The 19,087-nt window shown below is 68.3% G+C and carries 14 protein-coding genes; 5 read left to right on the forward strand and 9 right to left on the reverse strand.

Features of this window, described 5'->3' with window-relative positions:
- Positions 1–27: 27 nt before the first annotated feature.
- The 3 genes from GBZ48_RS18840 to GBZ48_RS18850 are packed head-to-tail and all read left to right on the forward strand — an operon-like array spanning position 28 to position 4,263.
- Positions 28–3,141: an efflux RND transporter permease subunit gene (locus GBZ48_RS18840; RefSeq protein ID WP_174472396.1), complete on the forward strand. Its 3,114-nt coding sequence runs from the start codon at positions 28–30 to the stop codon at positions 3,139–3,141.
- Between the two features lie 34 nt (positions 3,142–3,175).
- Entirely contained in the window at positions 3,176–3,412 is a 237-nt protein-coding gene (locus tag GBZ48_RS18845) for a hypothetical protein (RefSeq protein WP_109451626.1), read from the forward strand.
- Positions 3,409–4,263, forward strand: coding sequence for an SH3 domain-containing protein (locus tag GBZ48_RS18850; protein WP_174472397.1), 855 nt, complete (start codon positions 3,409–3,411; stop codon positions 4,261–4,263). Before GBZ48_RS18845 ends, GBZ48_RS18850 begins: the two co-directional genes overlap by 4 nt.
- Before the next feature lie 83 nt (positions 4,264–4,346).
- On the opposite strand, the gene GBZ48_RS18855 is transcribed toward GBZ48_RS18850, so the two are convergent.
- From GBZ48_RS18855 to qhpG, 9 genes are all read right to left on the reverse strand, one after another.
- On the reverse strand, positions 4,347–6,056 hold the full coding sequence (locus tag GBZ48_RS18855) for an AMP-binding protein (RefSeq protein ID WP_246307294.1): 1,710 nt from the start codon (positions 6,054–6,056) through the stop codon (positions 4,347–4,349).
- A gap of 137 nt (positions 6,057–6,193) precedes the next feature.
- Complete coding sequence (locus GBZ48_RS18860; RefSeq protein WP_174472398.1) at positions 6,194–7,609, reverse strand: aldehyde dehydrogenase family protein; 1,416 nt, start codon at positions 7,607–7,609, stop codon at positions 6,194–6,196.
- A 145-nt stretch (positions 7,610–7,754) separates the two neighbouring features.
- Positions 7,755–8,405: a subtilisin-like serine protease QhpE gene (qhpE, locus tag GBZ48_RS18865; RefSeq protein WP_174472399.1), complete on the reverse strand. Its 651-nt coding sequence runs from the start codon at positions 8,403–8,405 to the stop codon at positions 7,755–7,757.
- Entirely contained in the window at positions 8,390–10,093 is a 1,704-nt protein-coding gene (locus GBZ48_RS18870; RefSeq protein WP_174472400.1) for an ABC transporter ATP-binding protein, read from the reverse strand. Before GBZ48_RS18870 ends, qhpE begins: the two co-directional genes overlap by 16 nt.
- Positions 10,094–10,152: 59 nt before the next feature.
- Positions 10,153–11,250: a quinohemoprotein amine dehydrogenase subunit beta gene (gene peaD / locus GBZ48_RS18875; protein ID WP_174472401.1), complete on the reverse strand. Its 1,098-nt coding sequence runs from the start codon at positions 11,248–11,250 to the stop codon at positions 10,153–10,155.
- 35 nt (positions 11,251–11,285) lie between these two features.
- Complete coding sequence (qhpC, locus tag GBZ48_RS18880; protein WP_109050738.1) at positions 11,286–11,606, reverse strand: quinohemoprotein amine dehydrogenase subunit gamma; 321 nt, start codon at positions 11,604–11,606, stop codon at positions 11,286–11,288.
- The gene (peaB, locus tag GBZ48_RS18885; protein ID WP_174472402.1) at positions 11,603–13,036 is read right to left on the reverse strand and encodes a quinohemoprotein amine dehydrogenase maturation protein; all 1,434 of its coding nucleotides are present in this window, start codon (positions 13,034–13,036) and stop codon (positions 11,603–11,605) included. Before peaB ends, qhpC begins: the two co-directional genes overlap by 4 nt.
- Positions 13,037–13,047: 11 nt before the next feature.
- Positions 13,048–14,694 (reverse strand): quinohemoprotein amine dehydrogenase subunit alpha, encoded by a 1,647-nt coding sequence (gene peaA, locus GBZ48_RS18890; RefSeq protein WP_174472403.1) that lies wholly within the window; start codon positions 14,692–14,694, stop codon positions 13,048–13,050.
- Between the two features lie 16 nt (positions 14,695–14,710).
- On the reverse strand, positions 14,711–16,057 hold the full coding sequence (qhpG, locus tag GBZ48_RS18895; RefSeq protein ID WP_174472404.1) for a flavin-dependent monooxygenase QhpG: 1,347 nt from the start codon (positions 16,055–16,057) through the stop codon (positions 14,711–14,713).
- A gap of 743 nt (positions 16,058–16,800) precedes the next feature.
- Between qhpG and GBZ48_RS18900 the strand changes: the two genes are divergently transcribed.
- Positions 16,801–17,742 carry a helix-turn-helix domain-containing protein gene (locus GBZ48_RS18900; protein ID WP_174472405.1) on the forward strand — a complete coding sequence of 314 codons (942 nt, stop codon included), beginning with the start codon at positions 16,801–16,803 and terminating at the stop codon, positions 17,740–17,742.
- 128 nt (positions 17,743–17,870) lie between these two features.
- Complete coding sequence (locus tag GBZ48_RS18905; RefSeq protein ID WP_174472406.1) at positions 17,871–19,070, forward strand: cyclic nucleotide-binding domain-containing protein; 1,200 nt, start codon at positions 17,871–17,873, stop codon at positions 19,068–19,070.
- Positions 19,071–19,087: the final 17 nt, after the last annotated feature.

Below are 19,087 nucleotides of genomic sequence, written 5' to 3' on the forward strand. Positions count from 1 at the left end.
CGGCCGCCTTCGGAGACGCCCGTCGTCATGTTCACCTTTCTTGTCGGAATCAGCCTGCGCCAGCGCCCCCTCGTCCTGATCGCGGCGCTGCTGATCACCGGCTGGGGCGTTCTGATCGCACGGGACATGCCGATCGACCTGCTTCCCGACCTGCATCCGCCGATGGTGACGATCGTCACCGAGGCCGGCGGCTACGCACCCGAGGAGGTCGAACAGCTCATCACCTATCCGATGGAACTGGTGCTGAACGGCATGCCGGGGGTGTCGCGCATCCGCAGCGCGTCGAGCCCCGGCTTTTCGCTGATCTATGTCGAGTTCGTCTGGGGGACCGATCCCAACCGCAACCGCCAGCAGGTGACGGAACGGATCGGCATGGTGCGCGAGCGGCTGCCGGCCGGCGTCGTCCCGCATCTGGCGCCGATGTCGTCGGTGATGGGGCTGGCGATGCAACTGGTGGTGCAGGCCCCCGGCATGGATCCGATGGCCCTGCGCGAAGTGGCCGACTGGACCGTCCGGCCCCGGCTGATGGCGGTGGAGGGGGTGTCGCAGGTCTATGTCGTCGGCGGCGACGTGCGGCAGTTTCGCTTCACCCCGAACCCGGTCGCCATGAATATGCTGGGCATCACGCTGACCCAGGTGGAGCAGGCGCTGACCGCCTTCGGCGGCAACAGCAGCGGCGGCTTCAATGACCTCTACAACACCGAATTCATCATCCGCAACGTCGCCCGCAGCCGCAGCCTGGACGATCTGCGCAGCCTCGTGGTCGCCTTCCGCGACGGACGCCCGGTGCTTCTGAGCCAGATCGGCGAAGTCAGCTTCGCCGCCAAGGTAAAGCGCGGGGAAGGGAGCTTCAACGGCGAACCAGCGGTCCTGCTGGCGATCCTCAAGCATCCGACAGCCAACAGCGTGGCGCTGGCCGGCCGTGTTGAGAGCATGCTGGCGGAACTGGCGCCCTCGCTGCCCCGGGGCGTGCAGGCCGACCGGATTTCCTACAGCCAGGCCGACCTGATCAGCGCCTCGGTCGACAATGTCGAGGATGTGCTGCGCGACGCCATCGTCATCGTCGCCCTCGTGCTGGCCGCCTTCCTGTGGAGCGCGCGCACCACAGCCATCTCGCTGCTGGCGATTCCGGTGTCGCTGATCCTCACCATCATCACCCTGAAGCTGATGGGCTCCACCATCAACACGATGACGCTGGGCGGCATCGCCATCGGCATCGGCCAGTTGGTGGACGATTCGGTGGTCTATGTCGAGAACACGCTGCGCCGGCTGGGCGACAACCGGCGGCGCCACCGGCCGCTGGAGGTGATCGAGGTCATCATGCGCGCCTCGCAGGAGGTGCGGTCGGGCATCATCTACGCCACCGCGATCATCCTGCTGGTCTTCCTGCCGCTGTTTGCCCTGCCGGGGGAGCAGGGGCGGCTGTTCGGCCCGCTCGGCATCGCCTACATCGTGTCGATCTTCGCCAGCCTGCTGGTGTCGCTGACGGTGACGCCGGCGCTCTGCGCCTATCTGCTGCCCAACATGAAGCATCTGGAGGAGTCGCATGACGGCCGGCTGATCCGCTGGCTGAAACGGCTGAACGGCCGGGCGCTCGGCTGGGCGCTCGACAACCCGCGGGCGCTGCTGGCCGCCGCCGCCGGGCTGGTGGTGCTGTCGGCGCTGGCCCTGCCGCTGCTGCCGCGCTCGTTCCTGCCGCCCTTCAACGAGGGAACGCTCTATGTCCAGCTGCTGAACCGGCCGGGCATTTCCCTTGCCGAATCGAGCCGCGTCGGGGCGATGGCGGAACAGATCATCCTGCAGGTGCCCGAAGTGGTGAGCGTCGCCCGCCGCACCGGCCGCAACGAGGACGACGAGGACGCCGATCCGGTCAACAGCAGCGAGTTCCCGATCCGCGTCCGGCTGGACGGCCGCAGCCGCGCCGAGGTGATCGAGGATCTGCGCGACCGCCTGTCGGTGCTGCCGGTCGATCTGACCGTGACCCAGTTCCTGACCTCGCGCATGGAGGTGGCGCAGAACGGCGTGCGCGGCGCCATCGTCATGAAGATCTTCGGCGAGGATCTGGGCACGCTGCGCATGCTGGCCGGCCGCTTCCGCGAGAAGTTCGACGAGATTCCGGGCCTGCGCGACCTTCTGGTCGAGCAGCAGGTCCAGGTGCCGCAGATCCGGATCACCCTGGATTACGAGCGGGCCAAGCTGTTCGGCGTGACGCCGGCGCAACTGGCGCAGGCGCTGGAAAGCCTGTCGAACGGCCGGACGGTGTCGCAGGTGATCGACGGCGGCAAGCGGTTCGACGTCGTGCTGCGCCTGTCGGATGCCGACCGCACGCCGGAAACCCTGGCCCAGATGCGCATGGAAACCCCGGCCGGCTATGTGCCGCTGTCCTCCGTCGCCACCATCGTCAATGCCGCCGGCCCCAACCAGATCATGCGCGAGGCGGGCATGCGCCGGATCGTGCTGACCGCCAACACCGACGGGTCGGACATGTCGGCCATCGTCGCGCAGATGCGGGCGGTGATCGCCGCCACACCCTTGCCGTCCGGCTACAACACGCTTCTGGAAGGCAGCTTCCGCCAGGAGGAGGAGAGCCGGCCGGTGATGGCCGGGCTGTGCGCGGTTTCCATCGCCCTGGTGTTCCTGGTCCTGTACCAGCGCTACCGCTCGGTGGTGCTGAGCCTGATCGTGATGGCGAACATTCCGCTCGCCCTGATCGGCTGCGTCGCCGCCCTGGTGGTCTTCGGCCAGGATCTGAGCCTTGCCGCCATGATCGGCTTCATCGCGGTGACCGGTGTCGCGGTGCGCAACGGCGTGCTCAAGATCAGCCATTTCATCAACCTCGCCCTGCATGAGGGGGTTCCGACCGGCCGCGTGCTGATCATGCGCGGCTGCGAGGAGCGGCTGACGCCGGTGCTGATGACCGCGCTGTCGGCCGGGCTGGCGCTGATCCCGCTGCTGTTCTCGTCCGACATGCCGGGGACGGAAATCCTGCATCCGGTGGCGGTCGCCATCTTCGGCGGGCTGATCAGCTCCACCCTGCTGGACACCCTGACCACCCCGGTGCTGTTCCAGTGCTTCGGCCAGGAGGCGCTGGAGCGGTTGCGCGTGGTGGCCGAGGGCGACCTCGCCAGCGAGACCTTCTGACCCGAGACCTTCTGACCCGCGAGGAGACAGCATCATGGAGCCGACCTCCCTGACCGTCCTGGTCGTCACCGCGTCGCTGCTCGGCGGCGTCGCCATGGACGTGGGCATGAACACGCTCCAGAACTGGTACGACACCTTTTATCAGGACGCATTCTGGAGCAGCCGGAAGGTTAGTCCGGAGCTGGAGGCCCAGCTCGCCCGCGAAGAGGCGGAAATCGACCGGCTGATCAGGGCCAGTGACTTTGTGAACGAGGAAAGCGCGAAACCATGAATTCGACCCGTCCGGCCCTTCGTCCGCTTCCCCAGGACGCCTTGGCCCTGGCCGCCTTGGCCCTGTTCCTCCTGGCCTCGCCGCTGACGGCCGGGGCGCAGAGCGCGCGCGACACACTGCCGGCGCAGGTCACGCCGCTGGATGGAGACTTCGTGGCGACCGCGCGGATCAATGTGCGCGAGCAGCCCTCGGCACGGGCGGCGCGCATCGAGCTGGTCGATGGCGGAAGCCGCCTGCGGGTGACCGGCAAGGTGGCCGATGCCCCCTGGTACAGCGTGGTGACGCAGAGCGGCCGGACCGGTTTCGTGTCGGCCGACCTGCTGCGCGCGGCTGCTCCGGCGGCCGGCGGCGCCTCCGGCCCGGCAAACGCACCGGTTCCGACCTCCACGCCGGTTCCCGCTGCCGCGGTGTCCACTCCCGTGCCGGCGCCCGCCGATCCGGCCCTGCTGGAGCGGCTGGACAAACTCCAGGCCCGGCTTGACGAGATCGAGCGGAGGCTGGCGTCGATGCCCAACCTTCAGACTCTTGCGGATCGCAGTACCGGAGATGCGTCCCGGATGGAGACACTGAACGCCACCATCGAGATGGCGAAGGGAATGATGGAGACCCTGTCCGCATTGCAGGAACAGGCATCGACCCGGCTGAACGAGCAGCGCGAGGAGTTCGGCAAAGTCAGCGACCGGCTGAAATCGGTCGAGGAGGACATGCAGCCGGCCGTCGAGTGGATCAAGCAATGGAAGGACAAGGCTCCGCCGCTGGCGGAAGAGGCGAAGGGATGGTTCTCGACCGCCACCGGAGCCGTATATGGCTGGATCGGCCCCTGGCTGCCATGGGGCGGACGGGCGTCTTGACCCCAGTCGCCCCGGCGTTGCCGGCAGACGCATGAAGCCGGGACTCCTCCGGCCGGCAAGCCGCCGGCTGGAGGCTGGGTGCGTCAGGCGGTGCGGTCCTGGGACAGGTTCAGTTCCTCGATCATGGTCTGGCGCATGACGAATTTCTGAATCTTGCCGGTGACGGTCATCGGGAATTCTTCGACGAAGCGGATGTATTTCGGGATCTTGTAGTGGGCGATGTTGCCCTGGCAGAAGGCGGTCACCTGCTGTTCGGTGAGCGCCGTCCCCGGCTTCGGCCGGATCCAGGCGCAGAGCTGTTCGCCATACTGCTGGTCGGGAACGCCGAACACCTGCACGTCGGCGATGTCGGGGTGGGTGTAGAGGAATTCCTCCACCTCGCGGGGATAGATGTTCTCGCCGCCGCGGATCACCAGATCCTTCAGCCGGCCGACGATGTTGCAGTAGCCCTCCCTGTCGATGGTGGCGAGGTCGCCGGTGTGCATCCAGCCGGCTTCGTCGATGGCCCTGGCGGTCTGCTCGGCGTCGCCCCAATAGCCGCGCATCACCGAATAGCCGCGGGTCAGCAGTTCCCCCGGCGTGCCCGGCGGGACGATGCGGCCCTCCGCATCGACGATCTTCACCTCCAGATGCGGCTGTATGCGCCCGACGGTGGAGACGCGCCGTTCGAGCGGATCGTCGGTGGAGCTTTGGAAGCTGACCGGACTGGTCTCGGTCATGCCGTAGGCGATGGTGATCTCGCGCTGGTTCATCTCGGAGACCACGCGCTTCATCACCTCGATGGGGCAGGGCGAGCCGGCCATGATGCCGGTGCGCAGGCTCGACAGGTCGTAGCGCGCGAAGTCGGGATGGTCGAGCAGGGCGATGAACATGGTCGGCACGCCGTGCAGCCCGGTGCAGCGCTCCTCCTGCACCGCGCTCAGCACGGCGACGGGGTCGAAGCCCTCGCCCGGGATCACCATGCAGGCGCGGTGGGTGACGCAGGCGAGGTTGCCCAGCACCATGCCGAAGCAATGATAGAAGGGCACCGGGATGCACAGCCGGTCCTGTTCGGTCAGGCGCATCGCCTCGCCGACGGAAAAGCCGTTGTTCAGGATGTTGTGGTGGGTCAGCGTGGCGCCCTTCGGGCTGCCGGTGGTGCCGCTGGTGAACTGGATGTTCACGGGATCGTCGAATTGCAGGATGCCGGCCAGCCGTCCCAGCTCCGCCACGTCGGCCGGGCGGGCCAGTGCCGGCAGGTCGTCGAAATTCAGCATGCCCGGCGTCTTCTCCGACCCCAGGCGGATCAGGTGGCGCAAGGTTGGCAGCCGTTTCAGCGACAGGGGCCTGTCGGCGGCCGCCTGTTCCAGTTCCGGCGCCAGCTTGGCCATCATGCCGAGATAGTCGCTGGACTTGAAGGACGGCGACAGGATCAGGGCGGCGCAGCCGACCTTGTTGATGGCGTATTCCAGCTCGTGCAGGCGGTAGGCCGGGTTGATGTTGACCAGGATCAGGCCGGCCTTGGCGGTGGCGAACTGGGTCACCACCCATTCGGCGTTGTTCTGCGACCAGATGCCGATGCGCTCGCCCGGCTTCAGCCCCAGCGCCACCAGCCCCGCCGCCACCCGGTCGACGGCGCGCTTGAACTCCGCATAGGTCCAGCGGACAGTCTGGTGACGGACGATCAGGGCAGGCCGGTCGGGGGACAGCGCCGCCATGCGGTCGAGATGGGCGCCGATGGTCTCGCCCAGCAACGGGGTGTTGCCTGCCCCGTGAACATAGCTCTGGGTCAGCGACGTGGTATCGGTACTCAAGGCTGCTTTCCTTCCCCGGATGATTTCTGGACCATGGTTTGTGGACCGGCGGTCCTTTATGGGCACCGCCCCCGGTGGGAGCGGTGCGGTCCCCCTACTGAACCCGCGCGGAGGCGGCCTGTCGATTCCCCGTTCGGCTAGTTGGCCCGGCTGATGGCCCGGTTGATGATTGTGAGCTGGGTGAATTCGGCCAGCCCTTCCTCGGCGAACTCGACGCCCAGGCCGGATTGCTTGGCGCCGCCGAAGGGGATGGTCGGACCGAAATCGAGATGGGTGTTGATCCAGACGGTCCCCGCCTCCAGCCGGCATGCCACCTCATAGGCCCGGTCGGGGTTGGACGACCAGACCGACGCGCCGAGCCCATAGGGAGAGGCGTTGGCGCGCCGCACGGCATCGTCGATGCCGGTGACCTTGATCACCGGCAGGATCGGGCCGAACTGCTCCTCATCCACCAGCCGGGCGCCGTCGGCGATGTCGCGCACGATGGTCGGGCGGATGAACCAGCCGGGCCCGCCGGTGACGGCACCGCCGGCGATGATCCTGCCGTCGCGGCCGGCCTCCTCCAGGAAACCCAGAACCTTGTCATACTGCGCACGGTTCTGGAGCGGGCCGATCCGCACGTCCGGCAGCAGCCCGTCGCCGACCACCGCCGCTTCGGCCAGGGCGGCCAACTCAGCGCAGATCGCGTCATAGCGGCGCTCGTGCACATAGAGCCGCTTGATCGCCAGACAGACCTGCCCGGCATTCATGAAGGCGCCGGCGAACAGCTGCGGCGCCACGGTTTTCGGGTCCGCGTCGTCCAGCACGATGGCGGCGTCGTTGCCGCCAAGTTCCAGCGTAATGCGCTTGATCGTGGCCGCGGCCGAGGACATCACCCGCCGCCCGGTCTCGGTCGAGCCGGTGAAGGTCACCTTGCGCACGTCGGGATGGCTGGAAAGGCGGGCACCCAGGTCGTTGGCGTCGGTCACGATGTTGACGACGCCGGGCGGCAGGGTCTCGGCGCACAGCTCGCCGAAGCGCAGGGTGGTCAGCGGCGTGGTCGGCGCCGGCTTGATGATTATCGTGTTGCCGGCCAGCAGCGCCAGCGGCAGCTTGAAGGCGACGATCAGCAGCGGGAAGTTCCAGGGAATGATCGCCGCGACCACGCCCAGCGGCCGGCGGTGCAGCTCGACCCGCCGCCGCTCGCCGTCCTCCACCACCCGAACCGGCAGGTCGAGCGTGGCGAGGCTGCGCAGGAAGGCCTCAGTATAGGCAAGCTCGGCGGTGGACTCCGCCAGGGGCTTGCCCTGCTCCCGGGTCAGGAGCCGGGCGAACTCTTCGGCGCGTCGGTTCAGCGCGTCGGCAAGCCGCAGGATCGCCGCGCGTCGTTCCGCGATGGGCAGTGCGGCCCAGCCGGGAAAGGCGGCCTTGGCGGCGGCGACCGCCTCGTCCATCTGGGCCGCCGACCCGCGCGGGCAGTCGGCGATCACTGCCTCCGTCGCCGGGTTGACGACGGGCATGGTGGTGTCGCCGGCGACCAGTCGGCCGCCGATCAGCAGTTTGTAATCGGACATCGGGATGTTCCGGAATTGTGGAGGGGCGGGCGGTGCCCGTTGGGAAGCGGCGGAAGTATCGCCGTCGTGGGGTGCTCGATCTATCCGCTTTACGAACTGATTATAGAGCGGATGCTTTTCCTCGCCCCCCGCGGCGGCCGGGGTGTCAGACCAGACGCCGTTCCGGCCCGTGCCAGCGGGCGGTGCTGCGCAGATGGGCGAGAGCGGCCTCGTGCGACGGCGGGGCGGCGGCGGCCAGCAGGCCGGCGAGATGACCGACGGCGAGGCTGGCGCCTCCGACATGCGGGGCGCCGTCCAGCCGGCGCGGACAGGTGCCGAAAGCGGCGGGCAGGACGGACATCTCGCCGGGCGCGCAGCGGGCGTCGCCGGTTGCGGCGACGACGCCGGGATAGGCGGCGGGCCACACCGGACCGCCGCGCGCCGGGCTGGCGGCGACCAGCAGCAGGCCGTGCGACAGCGCCTCTTCCACCGCGGCGCGCAGCACCGGGCGGTCGGCGGACAGGCCGAGGCTGAGGGTCGCCAGCCGGGCGCCGCGGCCGACGGCCCAGCGCAGGGCCGCCGCCACCGCGGCAGGCGAGGCGGTGATGCGGTCATGGAAGATCTGGGCGTCGATCAGCGCAGCCGCGGGGGCCTGCGCCAGGATCGCTGCGGCGACGGCGCTGCCATGGCCGATGCGGTCAGGGGTGGCCGGGATTTGTTCGATGCTGAGAGTATCTTCACGCAGCCGGAAGGCCGCGCGCTCGGTCGCCTGTGCGTTGGGCAACGAGATGCCGCTGTCGATCACTGCGATGCGCATGCGGCCTCCAGGGGTTGGATGACCGGCACCAGACGGCCATGCTCCAGGCGATACACCGTGTCGCAGCCGGCCAACGCCTCGCCGCGGTGGCTGATGACCAGACGGGTGCGGCCGGCAAACAGGCGGTCCACGTCGGCGATCAGCCGCTCGGCGGCGGCCGGGTCGAGCGCGGAAACAGGCTCGTCCAGGATCAGCAGGTCCGGCTTGCGCAGCAGGCAGCGGGCCAGCGCGATCCGTTGCCGCTGCCCACCGGAGAGGGCGGAGGCCCAGGCGCCGACCGGCGTGTCGAGCCCGCGTGGCAGGCCGGCGATCCAACCGCTGAGCTGTGCGGCGGCCACCGCCTCGGCCAGCGTGTCCCGGTCGAGCGCCGTGCTCTCCTCTGCGGTCAGTCCGAAGCGCAGATTGTCGGCGATGCTGCCCGGCAGCAGCGGCGCGTCCTGTCCCAGCACCGCCACCCGCCGACGCAGCAGGGCGGGGTCGAGGTCGCGCAGGTCGACGCCGTCGAGTGTGATGCGGCCCCGCTCCGGGTCGTAATGGCGGTGCAGCAGGTCGGTCAGCGTCGATTTGCCTGCGCCGGACGAGCCGAGCAGCCCGACCTTGGAGCCCGCCGGAATGGTGAGGGACAGCCCGTCGAGCACCGGCCGGCCGGGGCCATGGCCGAAGACAATGCCTTCGACCGACAGCGCACCGCCCCGGCATGCCGGGATGACCGTCCGGGCCGGACGGCTCACGGCAGGGGATTCAGACAGCAGTTCGCTCAAACGGTCCAGCGACACGCGGGCACGCTGCGCCCCGACGATCAGGCCGAGCAGACCTTGCACCGGACCGGTGGCGCGGCCGAGATAGGCGGAGAAGGCGATCAGCGCGCCCAGCGACAGCTCGCCGTCGATCACCCGCAGGCCGCCCCACAGGAACACCGCCGCCGTTCCGGCGGACCCCAGCAGGCCCGGCACGCCGCCGGTGACGATGCCGACGATCTGCTGGCGCAGAAGCTGGCCCAGGCAATCGCGGTCGAGGGCGGCGAGGCGGTCGGCCTCCTGGCCCTCGGCGCCCAGCGACTGGATCAGCTTCATGGCGGACAGGCGCTGCACGAAGAAACCGGTCAGCGTCGCCATGGAGTCGCGGAGCGCGCGGGCGCTGCGCTCCACCCAGGACCGCGTGCCGCGCAGGAACAGCGCTTGCGCCGGCAGCAGCAGGAAGGCGATCACGGTCAGCGCCGGGTCGATCAGCAGCATCAGCGCCACCGCCCCGGCCAGCGTCAGCAGCGCGTTCAGCGCCGACAGCGGTGCATCGACGGCGAAGCGCTGCACCTCCGCCAGATCGCCGTCGAGCCGGCCCAGCACGTCGCCTGCCGACCAGCGGGCATAGAAGCGCGGCGGCAGCGTCTGGAGATGGCCGTACACATGCTCCCGCATCGCGAACAGCACGCCGGCCGACGCACGGGTGTAGACCAGCCGGTTCGCCCCCGACAGCAGTGTCGAAACCAGCCCTGCCGCCAGCATGCCCAGCGTCAGCAGCACCAGCAGCCGGGCGTCGCTGCCGGTCAGCCCGTCATCGACGATGCGCTTGGTCAGCCATGGCTGTGCCAGCCCGATGCCGGTGCCAGCCAGCGACAGGGCGACGCAGACCGCCAGACGGCTCCGGTGCGGCCGGACGAAGCCGCCGGCCCAGCGCAGGGAATGGGGCATGGGGACACCAGGTCGGATGCGGAGGTATCTTCCTCTCCCCGGGGGGAGAGGGGGTTGCGTCAGCGTCGGATCACCCGCAGGGAGGCGATGCCCTGGTCGGGGCAGCCGGCGATCTCCACCTGTCCAACGCGGTCGAGCGTATCGGTGCCGTAGACGCCGATGTCGCAGGCGGTGCCGCCGACATAGACCTCCTTGCCGTCGCTGGAGACGTTGATCGAGTAGTAGGTGTGCGGCAGGTCGACCCGCTTCACCAGCTTGCCGCCGTCGGTGTCGATCTTGGTCAGCTGGGTGTAGACGGAATAGGCCTCCGTCCGTTTCACCGGGCTGACGACGGACGAGAAGATGACGGCGCTGGTGTCCTCGAAATCCCGCATGTCCATCCGGCCGGTGGCGAGGTCGAGCGTCATCAGGCCGGTGCGGAAGGCGCCGGGATCGGTCGCGGCCAGATCGGTGCGGGCGGTGAAGTAGGGGGTGGAAAGCGTCGCCGCCTGTTCGAACTGCGGCCAGATGTCGAGCACGTCGGGCGGGCTGTGGTTGGCGCGGCTCCAGTTCAGCACCTTGTGCGTCTCCTTCACCGCCCCCGTCTTCGGATCGAGGCCGTAGAGGTCCCAGCCGAGCGCCCACAGCGTGCCGCCATCCCTGGAGAAGGCGAGCACGGCGACCCGGCGCGGTGCCGGCAGCAGGCGCACCGGCTTGGCGCCGACGCCGTCGGCGGTGCTGTAGACGGCGATGCGGGTGTCCTCCACCCGGTACTCGCCGGGCAGCATGCGCACCGGTGCCTGGAAGACGTACAGCTCCTTGCCGTCGGGGCTGACATCCATGCCGAACAGGCTGCGCACCCGCAGATCACCTGTCGAGAAGTCGGCGCGGAAGACCTGCTTGCCGCTGTCCAGATCGATGCCGGACACGCTGCCCATGTGGTTGCTGACGACATAGGCGATGCGGCCGTCCGACGAGGGCACGATGGTGCCGGGCGCCACCCCGCCGCCGGGGATGGTCAGCACCCGCTCCACCTTGCGGGCGGCGGCATCGACCAGCACCAGCTTGTCGGGTTTGGCGCCGGTCAGCAGATAGTCCTTCGCCGCGGCGGGAGAGGCAGCGAGCAGCAGGGCGGCGAGCAGCCCGCCAAGATGGGAGATGGAACGCCGGATTCTCATCGGACGGACTCCGTTTGCATGGGTCTTCATGGCGGTCAGTCCTTCGGAAACACCGACTGGAGGGCGCGCCAGTCGTTCTGGGCCGAGGCCGCCTTGGCGTTCCAGTCCGGGTAGCTGTTGATGGTATCGGGCACCTGCGCCGGCCACCAGCAGGGGTCGGAGCAGCCGTAGAGGTCGGCCTCCATCGGTGCGCAGAGTGCTGCGACGCTGCCGAAGGGATCGACCTCCCAGCCGGGATCCATGGTGGAGGCGCAGCCGACCACCACCTGCATCGCCACCACCTCGTCCAAATGGCCGTTCTCGACGGCCTGATCGACCAGACGGGCCTTCTTGTTGATGGGCGTCAGATGCTTCATTTCATCCCCCTGCGCGGCGCGACGTGGCGTTCGATGAACTGCGGGTTGGCGACCATGATCTCGGCATAGGCACGGATGCCGAAGTCGATCCAGTCGCGCATCAGGTTGCAGTAGTGATAGGTCGGGTGCGCCGGATCGGCATAGCGGGCGTAGGATTCGTGATAGCAGCCGCCGGCACACAGCTTGCGGATCCAGCAGGTCTCGCAATCGGTGCCGGTCCGGTTCGCCATCCCTTCCAGGAAGCTGCCCAGGCTGTCCTTGGCGATGCCGTCATCGACATTGCCGTAGGTCGGCTGCGACGATCCGGTGAAGCGGTGGCAGAGATGCAGGTCGCCTTCCTTGTCCACCGCCAGCATGCCGAGCCCGGCGCCGCAGGGCAGCGACTTGGTCGTTCCCTCCGTCAGATCGGTCATCAACTGGTGCATGTTGGAAAAGCCGGTGTTGACGCCGCGCTTGGCCGCCTCGACATAGGCCAGCCCAAGCATCTTCATGTTGTCGAAGACGGTCGCCAGCTCGTCGCCAGTCAGGTTGAAGGCCGACATCGCACCGGAGGTGACGGGGGAGAATCCCACCTCGAAGAAGCCGAGATCGGTCTTCAGATGGTCGTGGATCGCCACCACGTCGGTGACCCCGGCGGTCAGCGTCACCCGCGCGCCCACAGGGCGGGACCGGTAGCGCGACAGCAGCATCCGCGCCTTCGCCGCCACGACGTCGTAGGAGCCCTTGCCGCCGACGGTGCGGCGGTTGCGGTCGTGCAGCGGCTTCGGCCCGTCCATGCTGATGGTGATGCCGAAGCGATGGGCGTCGAGCCAGTCGACGATCTCCTCGGTCAGCAGCACGCCGTTGGTGGTCAGCGAGAAGTCCATGCGGACCCCGGCTTCGCGCCCGCGCTCCTCGGCATAGGCCACCACCTGACGGATCAGCGGCAGGTTGGTCAGCGGCTCCCCGCCGAAGAAGACGACATTGACGCTGTCGCGGCCCTTGGCCTCCTGCAGCAGCAGGTCGACGCTGCGGGCGGCGGTGTCGAACTCCATCCGCTCGCCCTTGGCGGGGGTGGTCAGATCCTCCTTGTAGCAGTAGGTGCAGCTGAGGTTGCAGCCGGTGTTGACGTTCAGCACGACGGTGCTGAGAGGGAACTCGCTGATGGTCACCGGCGGCTTCGTCCGCTTGACGGCCGGGCCGCTCTCGACGACGCGCAGCGTGATCAGCTCGCGCAGGCTGTCGATGACCTCGGCCGGATCGGCGACGCCGTCGAAGCGGCGGCGGACATCCTCCTCGCTGACCTCGCCCAGCTCGGTGAACAGGTCGATCAGGGCACCGCCGACGCGGTCCAGCTCGAACAGGCCGCTGGTGGGGACGTGGAACAGGACACGCCGGTCGCCGACCGTCACGTCGCGCAGGTCGTCGCGAACCAGATGAAGGGTTGCCATGGCTCTGCTCCTCAATGGATGGGCGGGTCGTTCCAGCGCTGGACCGTGCTGATGAGGCGGCCGGTGCCGGTCAGCGTCGCGGAACCGTCGATCACCGTGCCGACCACCTTCAGGTCGCCGATGTTGTTGGTGCCGAACTGGCGCTGCGGGTTGGGGCCGGCGCCGGCGGGGGTGAACAGGCCGTTGGAGCCCATGGCGCCGGCGAACTTCACGTCCTCCATCTGCGCCGCGGCGTCGTTGAAGGGCTCGACGCTCCAGCTTGCCGGCATCGGGCCGACGCGCACGTCGTCCGCGGTGCCGGGCTTGCTGTCCGGGCCGTTGAGGTAGCCGACCGCCTCGAACTGCGCCGTCATCGGCGGGACCGGCCCGCCATTGCCGCCGACGCGGGCGATGGTGAAGTCCGGCTCCACCCGGATGCTGTCGAGCGTGGCATAGACCGCGAAGCCGGCGGACTTGGCGCCGCCCACCGTCAGGCTGCGCGCACCGGGAACGGCGTCCGCTGCGGCCGTCGCCTCAACCGTTACGGAGGTCGGGCCGCGCGACAGGATCTTCGCCGACACGCCGGGGCCGAAGCCGACCTCGCCGCGATCGAGCCCGCTGCCCCACAGGGTGATGCGGGCGGTGCTACCGGCCTTCAGGAAGCTCTGGCTGGTGCCGAGGATCGTGCTGTCGGCACCGCCGGCCCGCACCGCATGCAGGCTGCCGCCGACCTCGTCCTGTTGGGTGAGGAACCAGCGGCCGTCGAGCCGGCTGCCGTCGCGCGACGCGGCGAACACCTCGCGCACCGGCTTGCCGTCCAGCGTGCCGGTGCCGCGCCATTCATAACCGGTGAACACTGTCGATCTGCCTTCGCCCTTGAGCGGCTTGCCGGCGGAATCGGTCAGGTCGTAGGCGATGCGGTAACCATCCCCATCTTTCGTGGCTTCCTTGGTGACGGTCGCGGTGCCGCCATAGGAACCGATGCCGGCCCGGTGCCCGGCGACTGCCCAGCGGCCGGACAAATCGGGCTTGGGCGCCGCCTGCCAGCTGGTCCAGGCGTCGGTCCTGAAGGGGAACTTGCCGCCCAGCGTCTGCGGGATTTCGGTGGAGGCGATCTCCCACCATTTGCGGTCGCGGCCCTGGGCGGAATATTCGATGGTCGGCCACTGGCCGAGATGGAAGTTGACCAGACGGCGCCATTCGTCCTCATCGCGGCGCTGAAGCCCGACGCGGGCGACGCTGTGGCAGCGGGCGCACATCACCGTCAGGTCGCCGTCGGTCACCGGCTCCTCGACCACCGACGGACGGCGTTCGAGGACATAGCGGTAGGGGGCGGCCTCCTCCGGCGCCAGACCCTGGCGGTCGGCGAAATAGCGCACCAGCGTGCGCTGCTCCTCGTCCGACAGGGCGACGCCGTGGAACTGGCGCATGCGGAACAGCGTCATCGTCCAACCTTCGGGCGTCTTGCGCACATGGTCGATGCGGTGCAGCGACCCGTCGGCCTCCTTCTGGTGACAGGCGGAGCAGCGTTCCTCGACCAGCGCGCGGCCCTGCATGCGGCCATCGTCGGCCAGAGCGTCCTGGGCGACCGTCAACGCACCGCCGAACACGACGCCGCCCGCAACCGCACCCAGCAAAAGACCGGGCCAGCGGCCGGGCCCTCTCGGTTTCTGTCCCATCGGTACTCCCCCGTTCTTACGAGTTGGCGTTCTTCATCGTTGTCGTCAGTGCCGAAGGCGGCTTTGCCCCGCCCGGCAGGAACCCGTTGTTCGCCAGCCAGGCGAGGGCGACCGCCACCCGTCCCGGTGCCTGACCGAGCTGCCGGCCGCAGCGCCGGGCCAGATCGCCGTCGAGGCATCGGTCGCTCGCCACGCTGTCCAGCAACGGGCCCAGCTCGACTCCGTCGATCGCCAGCACGCCGCGCGGCAGGGCGGGCGTGACCAGGACCGGGCGTTCCTCGATCCGGTCGTTCACCACCACGGCGCGGCGGCGGATGCCGCGGTCGGCGGTGGGCAGCGGGGCCGGCGGCCAAGCGGCGCGACGTTGCCAGAAGGGGCGGCCGGACCAGCGTTCCTCGGCCCGGTAAAACTGCTTGCCGGCGTCGGCGGCGTGGGCGAACAGCCCGGCACAGCGATCCTCGACGAAGCGTTCGACCGCCGGCAGGGCCGCGGGATCGGCGGCCAGCGTGTTGACGGCGGCGGCGGCGAAGGCCCAGGCCACCGCGGCATAGGCGCCATGGCCGGACAGCGGATCGACGGCGAAGGCGGCATCGCCGATCCGCAGCCGGTCGGCTTCCACGCCGGGCGACCGCCTGATCGCGGTGGCGTCGCGCACCTCCGCCTCGCCCAGCGGGGCGCAGCCGGCGATCCATCCGGCCGCCTGCGGCAGCGATGCGACCGTCGCCGCGTGCCAAGCGGTCAGGTCGGCGCGGGCCGGGCTTTCGGCACCGTCGATGACGAGTTGCACGGCCCGCCGCCCATCGGGCAGGGCAGCCAGCCATGCCCAGCCGTCGGCGAAGGAGAAGGCGGCGCTGCCCGTTTCGACCGCGGGACCGAGGTAGACCCGACCGACCGCCAGCGTGCGGGGGCCGGACTCCTGCGCCGGGGCGTTTGGCGCCCTGCGGCCGCGGGCCTCCACCAGAAATCGGCCGGAACCCAGCATCGTGCCCGCCGCATCGACCGCCAGCCAGCCGTCCTTTCCACGCCTGACCGCTGCCGCCGTGCCATGGGACAGGGCAACCGCTCCGGCACTGGCATCGCGCAGCAGGGCGGCGTCGAGGCGGCTGCGGTCGACCAGATGTTCGCCGTTCAAAGCGGTGTGCAGCCCGTTCCAATCGACCCGGCGCGCCGCCGGCATGCCGGCCGCTGCGACCGCTTCCAGGCAGCCGGCGCGCCGCAGCCCTTCGACGGCCCGCAGGGACAATCCTTCCACCGCCGGGCGCCGGGCGCAGGTCACCAGAGTCACGCCATGCCCCAGGCCCGTCAGGCGACGGGCGAGCACCGCTCCCGCCGGCCCGCCGCCGAGGATCAGCACATCCGTCATGCCGTGCCCTCCCTGCCGCTTCCGATGTCCCATGGGGTCGCCCCGGCCTGCCGTCTGTTTCGGCAGTGCCGTGGTCGACCGGGATCGTGCAATGGCGACCGGGCTCTGATCTATCCACTTTGCGAAAATCTCCAGAAGATCGGCGTATTTTTCTGAATATCCTCAGTGAAAATGAGACTCTCGGAGCGATGTTTTGAGGGTAATCTTCGCTGATATATTTAAAGAAACGATGTTTATCTGAGTGGCAGATTTATCGAGGTGAAGGTGTTCAATATTTTATTTTTGATAGGCTGATTTTTTTCGATATACTTACGGAGATTATGGGCAATGGCGATAATTTGTTTGCTTATCGTATTGTTTTGAGAGTCCGGCAATAACCCTCTCCTGAAACCGCTCTCGGCGGTTTGAAAATCACACCTGCGTTTGCAGGGTCGGCAAAATGGGCGGAAGCCTTAAAAATTTTCAACTCCGCCAGCATTTTTGTGACGGCCAATCGTTAGTCCGCAAGGACGCATGTATTCGCCATCCTGCCCGCGGTTTTGGCAGGATATATTTTCACAAGGCAGCGAACTGTTCAAAAAATAGCCCTATCCGTTTTGCGAAATGGAAGAGATCATCCTTCTCTGTGTTTGACATCTTCTTGAAAGCGCGGAACATGGGCGTCCAGGCAAGACCGCTGCCTGGACATTGCCGCAACAGCCACACGAACCGGCCCAATCGTGCCGTGCCTGGAGCAACAGCGGATGGTGGAGCCCAAGACCCTCCGGCTGGACACCGACATCGCGGAAGATGTGTGGGAGCAGGAAAAGGCTCTCGTCGGCTGGACCCAGCATTACCGCCAACTGCAACCCGGCCGTTTCCTCGGCCGGCTGAAGGAGGTCGTGGCCCCGGGCATCAGCGTGTTCCGGGAGGACACCAATCTTCGCCTGCATCAGCACACGGCTCCGCCGCCCGACACGCTGGTGGTCGCCGTCCCGCTGCCGGGTTCGGCCCCGGCCCGGCTGGACGGCCGGCCGGTCGGCGAGAACGAGGTTCTGCTCCTGCGCGGCGGCACCTTGTCGGAGTTCCTGTGCAACGGCCCGATGTCGGTGCTGGCGCTCGCCATCGACCGCCGACGGGCGGAGCAGCTGCGCGTGACGGTGCCGGACGCCGCCGAGGTGCCGGCCAGTTGCTTTTCATACGCGCGCGCCGGTGAACTGCGGGCGGTGCTGCAATGCGTGCTCGCCGCGTCGCCCGTCCTGCTGGAGCAGAGCGAAGTCCTTCTTCCCCTGCTGGACCAGTGCGTGTCGGTGGTCGAGGCCGGCATCATGCAGGCGGTCCGTCCCCCCACCGTCGGTCATTCGCAGCGCCAGAAATTCGTCCGCCAGTTCCGCGACCATGTGGAGGCCCATCCGGACGACCGGCTGTCGGTGGCGCAGGTGGCCCAGGCCATCGGGGTGACGACGCGGATGCTGGAATACAGCTTCGCCGACGTCATGGGCGTGTCGCCCAAGGATTACCTGAAGATGGTGCGGCTGAACGCGGCGCGCCGGGCCCTGCGCGTTGCCGACCCGCGGACGGCGACCGTCGCCGAAATCGCGATGGACCACGGATTCTGGCATTTGGGTCGTTTTTCCGCCTATTACAGCGAGATGTTCGGGGAGAAGCCCTCCGACACCCTGCGGGCGAACGCTTCGTTCGGATGAGGCGCCGTTGCGCCGCCCATCCATGCAACCGACCGAATGGCCGTTGCCATCATTCGTGGTGCACAGCTTTTGTCGGAGGGTGAGTCGCCCTATAGTGTCCCCCGTCGGTATTCCTGAAGGGGCATGACATGGTGGAGCTTGGTGGCGCGCCGGCGGATGCGCGGCATCCGACGATCTCCGAGCTTCTGGAGGAGCGCCTGAACAGGGCGCCCCTGTTGACTGGCTTCTCGGATGAGAACATCCGGCAGCTGGCCTCCATCATGGATGGTCCCATCCACGTCCCGCAGGGCCGGATCCTGTTCGAGGAAGGCGCGCCCGGCGATGCCCTCTACTTCATCCTGTCCGGCAGTTTCGAGGTTCTGAAGCGGGATGCCGGCGGCGCCGCCCTCCACCGGCTCGCCCTGCTGACGGCGGGACAGTCCATCGGCGAGGTGTCGCTGCTGGACAGCGGTCCGCGCTCCGGTGCGGTGCGCGCGGTCGAGGACAGCGAGGTCATGGCGGTTCCCATCGCCCGCCTGCGCGAGCAGCCGGACTCGCCGCTCGACGTCGACAGCCGCCTGAAGATCAACATGGCCTATGAACTGGCCGCCCGCCTGCGCCGCACCAACGAAGTGACGGTGGAGACCCTGCGCAGCCGGTTGAGCGAGGCGGAAAACCGGGTGGAGATGAGCAAGTTCATCTTCCGCCTGCTGGTCGGGCTGTGTTTCTACATGTTCGCGCTGGGCGTCACCACGGCGTTGAGCAAGGTGGTTCCCGACACTTCTCTGATCAGCCTGCCGATCCTGACCGGCTTCGCCTTCGGCGTCTACCGCACGGTCAAGACCAGCCCGTGGCCGCCCAGCACCTATGGTTTCACGCTGAAGAACTGGCGGGGCAACGCCCTGGAAGGCATCGTTCTGTCCATTCCCATCGCGGTGCTGATCGTGCTGCTGAAATGGATCGGCGTGACCTTCATCCCGGCCCTCCAGGGGCAGGCGGTGTTCGATTTCGCCCGCTCCACCGGCCTGTCGGTGGGCGAGGTTCTGCTGTACGGCAGTGCCTATTGTGCCTTCACGCCGATCCAGGAAACCATCGCCCGCGGCACCCAGGCGTCGTTCCAGCTGTTCCTGACCAGCAAATACAAGACGCTGGAGGCCATCCTCCTGTCCAACATGCTGTTCAGCGCCACCCATCTGCATGTGTCCATAATGCTGGCGCTGGCGGTGTTTCCTTTCGGCCTCTATTGGGGCTGGATCTTCGCGCGCCAGGGATCGCTGGTCGGCAGCAGCGTGTCCCACGCCCTCCTGGGCGTCTTCGGCCTGATGATCGTCGGCATTCCGGTTTTCTGAGGCCCGGTTTTCTGAGG

The sequence above is a fragment of the Azospirillum melinis genome, from assembly GCF_013340935.1.
Classification (GTDB): domain Bacteria; phylum Pseudomonadota; class Alphaproteobacteria; order Azospirillales; family Azospirillaceae; genus Azospirillum; species Azospirillum melinis.